The organism is Vibrio sp. 10N.261.55.A7 (genome assembly GCF_002877365.1).
Classification (GTDB): domain Bacteria; phylum Pseudomonadota; class Gammaproteobacteria; order Enterobacterales; family Vibrionaceae; genus Vibrio.
In genome coordinates this window covers 1-5,308 of record NZ_MCWZ01000057.1, presented here as the reverse complement: position 1 = coordinate 5,308, position 5,308 = coordinate 1, and the positions used below count along the sequence as shown (strand labels likewise).

The 5,308-nt window shown below is 47.1% G+C and carries 5 protein-coding genes; all 5 read right to left on the bottom strand.

Annotated features, from left to right (window positions below):
• The coding region (locus BCU12_RS04975; protein WP_133153811.1) for an AAA family ATPase at window positions 1–618 on the bottom strand (618 nt) is incomplete at its 3' end.
• Between the two features lie 77 nt (window positions 619–695).
• On the bottom strand, window positions 696–1,238 hold the full coding sequence (gene hslV, locus BCU12_RS04970) for an ATP-dependent protease subunit HslV (RefSeq protein WP_102403259.1): 543 nt from the start codon (window positions 1,236–1,238) through the stop codon (window positions 696–698).
• A 171-nt stretch (window positions 1,239–1,409) separates the two neighbouring features.
• The gene (locus BCU12_RS04965; RefSeq protein WP_102403258.1) at window positions 1,410–1,964 is read right to left on the bottom strand and encodes an SPOR domain-containing protein; all 555 of its coding nucleotides are present in this window, start codon (window positions 1,962–1,964) and stop codon (window positions 1,410–1,412) included.
• A gap of 121 nt (window positions 1,965–2,085) precedes the next feature.
• Window positions 2,086–3,126 carry a DNA-binding transcriptional regulator CytR gene (gene cytR, locus BCU12_RS04960; protein ID WP_277871255.1) on the bottom strand — a complete coding sequence of 347 codons (1,041 nt, stop codon included), beginning with the start codon at window positions 3,124–3,126 and terminating at the stop codon, window positions 2,086–2,088.
• Window positions 3,127–3,362: 236 nt separating this feature from the next.
• The coding region (gene priA, locus BCU12_RS04955; RefSeq protein ID WP_102403256.1) for a primosomal protein N' at window positions 3,363–5,308 on the bottom strand (1,946 nt) is incomplete at its 5' end.

Sequence of the window (5,308 nt, the reverse complement as noted above, 5' to 3'; positions counted from 1 at the left end):
GTTTTGGAACATGCCTTGAAGCTGGTTGGTCATCTCTTCCATACCTGGAGGCGCCATGATTTCCACACCCATTTGCGGTGCTGCGACATCAATCTCAATTTCTTTATCGTCTAATTTACCTTCACGTAATTTCTTACGGAATATTTGGCGAGTGTTTGAAGACGTGTCGTCTGACTTTTCATTCTCACCCCAAGCATCTCGTGCTGGTGGCAATAGAGCATCGAGGATACGCTCTTCTGCTTGCTCTTCTGCGCGGAATTGTACTTTTTCCATCGCTTGTTGATGCGTCATCTTAATCGCTACATCAGTCAAGTCGCGGATAATCGTTTCCACTTCCTTACCCACGTAACCCACCTCGGTGAATTTTGTCGCTTCCACCTTAATGAACGGAGCGTTGGCCAATTTCGCTAATCGACGAGCGATCTCTGTTTTACCCACGCCCGTAGGGCCAATCATGAGAATGTTCTTCGGTGTTACCTCTGCACGCAAGCTTTCTTCAAGCTGCATACGACGCCAGCGGTTACGCAGTGCAATCGCCACTGAGCGCTTGGCTTGATCTTGACCAATAATATGGCGATTTAATTCATGAACGATTTCACGAGGAGTCATCTCAGACATATTGTTTTCCTTAAAACGGTATCACTAGCTATCTTTGTTTATTATCTCGTTGCTTTGAACGCAATGAATAACAATGGCTATTCAGCTTTGTCAGCCGGAATTTCTAGTTCTTCGATAGTGTGGTGTTGGTTGGTGAACACACAGATATCCCCTGCAATTTTCAGTGATTTCTGTGCGACTTCAAGTGCATCTAATTCAGTATTCTCAAGCAATGCTGTTGCTGCGGCTTGAGCAAAGTTGCCACCCGATCCGATAGCAATCAAATCATTTTCTGGCTGAACGACATCGCCATTACCAGTAATGATGAGTGAAGCGGTTTCATCGGCAACAGCCAATAGTGCTTCTAACTTACGCAGCGCGCGATCGCTACGCCAATCTTTTGCCAGTTCAACGGCCGCCTTGGTTAGATGACCTTGGTGCATCTGCAATTTACTTTCAAAGCGCTCAAACAGGGTGAATGCATCTGCTGTACTACCAGCAAATCCAGCCAGCACTTTATTGTTATATAAACGGCGTACTTTCTTGGCATTTCCCTTCATTACGGTGTTACCAAGCGATACTTGTCCATCGCCCGCGATGACAACTTTATTATTTCTACGTACTGATACGATGGTAGTCACGAGTAGAGCCTCATTTATTTTCGTTTGTACTAGAGATATGTGGTCTTAGAAGGCGCTTTTCAAGATCGCTTTTTTTGTTTAAGCACTAGAGAGGAAAGGCGATATGACAGGCAAAAGAAAAGGCAAGCTATCTCATGTGAAATATGCTTGCCTTTTCATCTAGATCTTTATTTACTGGCTGTCTTTCCAAATAGCGCAAGGTTCTATCTTGGCCCGTTGGAGCTTGTGTCTATCACGTTCAGCGTCTCGCTTAAGTGTGTATGGCCCCAGAACAACACGATACCAACTGCTGCCTTCCTTCTTTCTCACGGAGCTTTGAATGCCTTGAAAGGCGATGTTCGCTTTACGCTCTTCAGCCTGTTGAGGCAGCTTAAAGGCGCCGCACTGCATGATATAAGGGATATCTGAAATCACTTGTTCTTTCGCTTCAACCTCAACCTTGCGATTCGGCAGTGAATCCACATAGTCCCACTTCTCTTCTGGTGGTTTTGGAAGTGGCGTGGCTGGCTTTGCTTTCTTCGGTTTCACTGCGGGCTTGGCTACAGGAGTTGGCGGCTCAGGATCATTACTCAACGTATAGAGCCCATAGCCAAATGCCCCGGCTAAAATCAGTGCAATGAGGCCACTTCGCCAAGGTTTCTTTCCTGATGAGCGTTTCGTAGACGCTCGGCTGTTGGTCGGCTTCTTATTTCCCCGGCCACGCTTTACATAATCTTTATTTGCCACGATGGAGTATCAACGTTGAAAACTAAGCACACATGGTAATTCAGTTTAATGAGGGATAACAGTATAGAAATGGAAGCAGCGCACCAAAATGCGCTGCTAGTCGATCAAATAGAAGATTTATCTACATCGCACGAGGTGGCGCAGCACTGTCTCGAACCACTAAATGTGTTTCTAGCAAGCGCGAGCCTGCACGAACATCGTGGCCTTTCAGTAATTCAAGCATCATCAACATGGCTTGACGCCCAATCTCATAGCGAGGTTGAGACATTGTCGTTAGTGGTGGATCGCAATACTGCGCAAATTGAATATCATCAAACCCAACAACAGAAAGGTCTTGAGGGACACGCAAGCCCAGCTTCTTCGCTTCTTGGATGGCTCCAATCGCCATCACATCATTGTGACAGAAGATAGCCGTCGGTGGCTCAGGCAGCGCTAACAGAGTTCGCACCGCTTTCGCGCCAGATTCAAAGGAAAAATCACCGTAAACAGTGTGAGTGGGGTTCATCATAATGCCACCACGTCTTAGTGCTTGCTGGTAACCTTGATGACGGAACTGACACAACGCAGCCGTTTGTGGGCCTGAGATTTGAGCCACGCGTTTGTGCCCCATCTGAGTCAAGTAGTTTACTGCTTCAAAAGCCGAAGTTAGGTTATCAATATGCACTGTTGGCAGCTCAAGCTCTGGCGCAAACTCACACGCCATCACCATCGGTGGTAAGTTTTTCTGTTCAGCCTTGCTCACATCAAAGGGAAGATCGCTACCGAGCAATAACATGCCATCGGCTTGCTTAGTAAAAACGAGGTTAACAAAAGAGGATTCGCGTCTTTTTTGTTGTGAACTGTCGCCTAATAAGACGAGGTATCCGTGCTCCATCGCAGCATCTTCAATGCCACGAATTATTTCAGAGAAATAAGGGTCGCAGATATCCGGTACGATAGTGACAATGGTTTTCGATTCATTTCGGCGTAAATTACGCGCTAACGAGTTTGGTGAATAGCCAGCTTCCAAAACAGCATCTTCAACACGTTTACGTGTCGACGTAGAAACCTTTTCTGGATTCATCAGAGCTCTAGACACGGTTGCCGTCGATACTCCTGCAAGCTGGGCAACATCCTTCATTGTCGCCATATTTTTAACCCTCTTTCCTTTGTTAGCAGCCATGCAGTATGGCATTTGATGTAAGTGACTATGGCGAACTGCTGCCCACTCTTATTTTTCTATGTTCTGATAGTTTATTCATTTCTAAACATAAAGTTACGGTGAGATTAACACATTTTGCATAGGTTGCGTGATGTCACTCACAAATATCCGTTTGTCATTCCGTTTGCCAATGATGAGCCGTGTTCGCTTCTGTTGTATCGCCGATGACTCAATTTTAAACATTGCATATTTAGGCATTAACTCAGATCTTGTGGCTCTATATCCATTGACCAGCGCACTTTCTTTGAAGCAGGCAGCATTTGTATTGCAGGCTTGGCGCTGGTCAACAATTTCTGCATTAAAGAGCGAGTCCCAGTTTGCAGCAAGAGCTGCCATCGATATTTGCCCGCACGTTTCGCTAAAGGCGCTGGGGTTGGCCCAAGAACCATGCAGTAGTCATCAAACAGAGGGTGGGCTTCTAAGGTATGCCTCACTTGACGAAGAAAGTCCTCCACCAACTGAGTATCATTGGCTTCCGCTCGGAACAGGGTGAGAAAGCTGTAGGGAGGTAAACGTGCCATTTTTCGCTCTTGCAGGGCCGTTTGTGCAAAATGTTGATAGCTTTGATGCATCAGCGCTTGCAACTGTTCATGCTCAGGATGGTGACTTTGGAGAATGACTTCACCTGGTTTACTGGCTCGCCCTGCTCGCCCAGCCACCTGAATGAAAAGCTGAGCCAATCGCTCAGAGGCTCTAAAGTCACTGCTGTACAACGAGCCATCAACATCAAGCAGGCCCACGAGGGTAACATCAGGAAAATGATGACCTTTCGCCAGCATCTGAGTCCCGATTAAAATCTTGTACTCACCACGCCTAATCGATTGCAATGCACTTTCCAGGCTTCCTTTTCGACGCGTGCTATCCCTATCAATTCTTATCGTCTTGTATTCTGGAAACAGTTCTAACAGCTGACTTTCCAGCTGCTCAGTACCAACGCCCACCGTCACCAGATTGGTTGAACCACAACCATGACACTGATGAACCACCGCTTCTTGAGAGCCGCAATGATGACAGCGCACCTCACGGCTATGCTGATGAAACGTATAATACGCATCGCAACGGTTGCACTCTGCTATCCAACCACATTCATGGCACATCAAAGCAGGAGAAAACCCTCGACGGTTTAAAAACAGCATGACTTGATTACCCGCATCAAGGTGACGCCTCATCTCAGCAATCAAAGGCGCAGACAATCCACCCTCTAAATAGAGCCCTTTAATATCGAGCACTTTATGTGAAGCGGGCTTAGCGATACCCGCTCTCTGCGTCAGCGTCAAATGATGATACTTGCCTGTTTGAGCATTGTGTATCGTTTCAAATGCTGGTGTTGCTGAGCCCAGGATAATAGGAATTTGCTCTTTATTGGCCCGCATCACCGCCACATCACGGGCGTGATAGCGTAGAGAATCTTGCTGTTTATAGGAGCCATCGTGCTCCTCATCAACAATGATGATGCCAAGGTCGGCGAAAGGCGTGAGCAGTGCAGAACGAGTCCCTATAATAATGCCCGCAATGCCATCTCTTGCTGAAAGCCAAGCATTAAGCCGCTCGGTTTCATTGAGCCCTGAATGCATCACAGCAACCGGTACATTAAATCGCTTTCTAAATCGATTGATCGTTTGCGGTGTTAAGCCTATCTCAGGCACTAATACCAACGCTTGTCGATGCTGGTCCAACACGGGCTTAATCATATTCAGATAAACTTCCGTCTTTCCTGAGCCCGTCACCCCTTCCAGTAAATAACACCCAAAGCCAGGGTTGTTATTCACAGTCGCTATCGCAATTGCCTGCTCTTCATTAAGCTTCGGCTTTTCTACGTCCGCCTCAATCTCTTTTGGCCATGGAGAGCGTTTCGGTTTTATCTCTTGGCTCTCAATCCAGCCTTTGTCTTGCAGAGTCTTTAAAACGCCACTCGGGATTTCTTGATCAATGAATGCCTGATGCGACAGCGGCCCATGTTCGAGCATGTGCATGACTTTGGCTTGCTTAATGGCGCGACCAAACCCCTGCATGAGCTGATCGCGGCCTGGCGCCGTCAGTTGCCATTCAAGTAAAGCGGTAAAATCGGCAGGCTTGCCCTTTTTGAGCGCGACAGGCATCGCATTGGCGAGCGTGTCACCAAGAGGATATTGATAAAACTGAC

What these genes read in the sequence shown, in the direction of transcription:
- cytR (WP_277871255.1), bottom strand. Translation starts at nt 3,126, where the DNA reads ATGGCTGCTAACAAAGGAAAGAGGGTTAAAAATATGGCGACAATGAAG.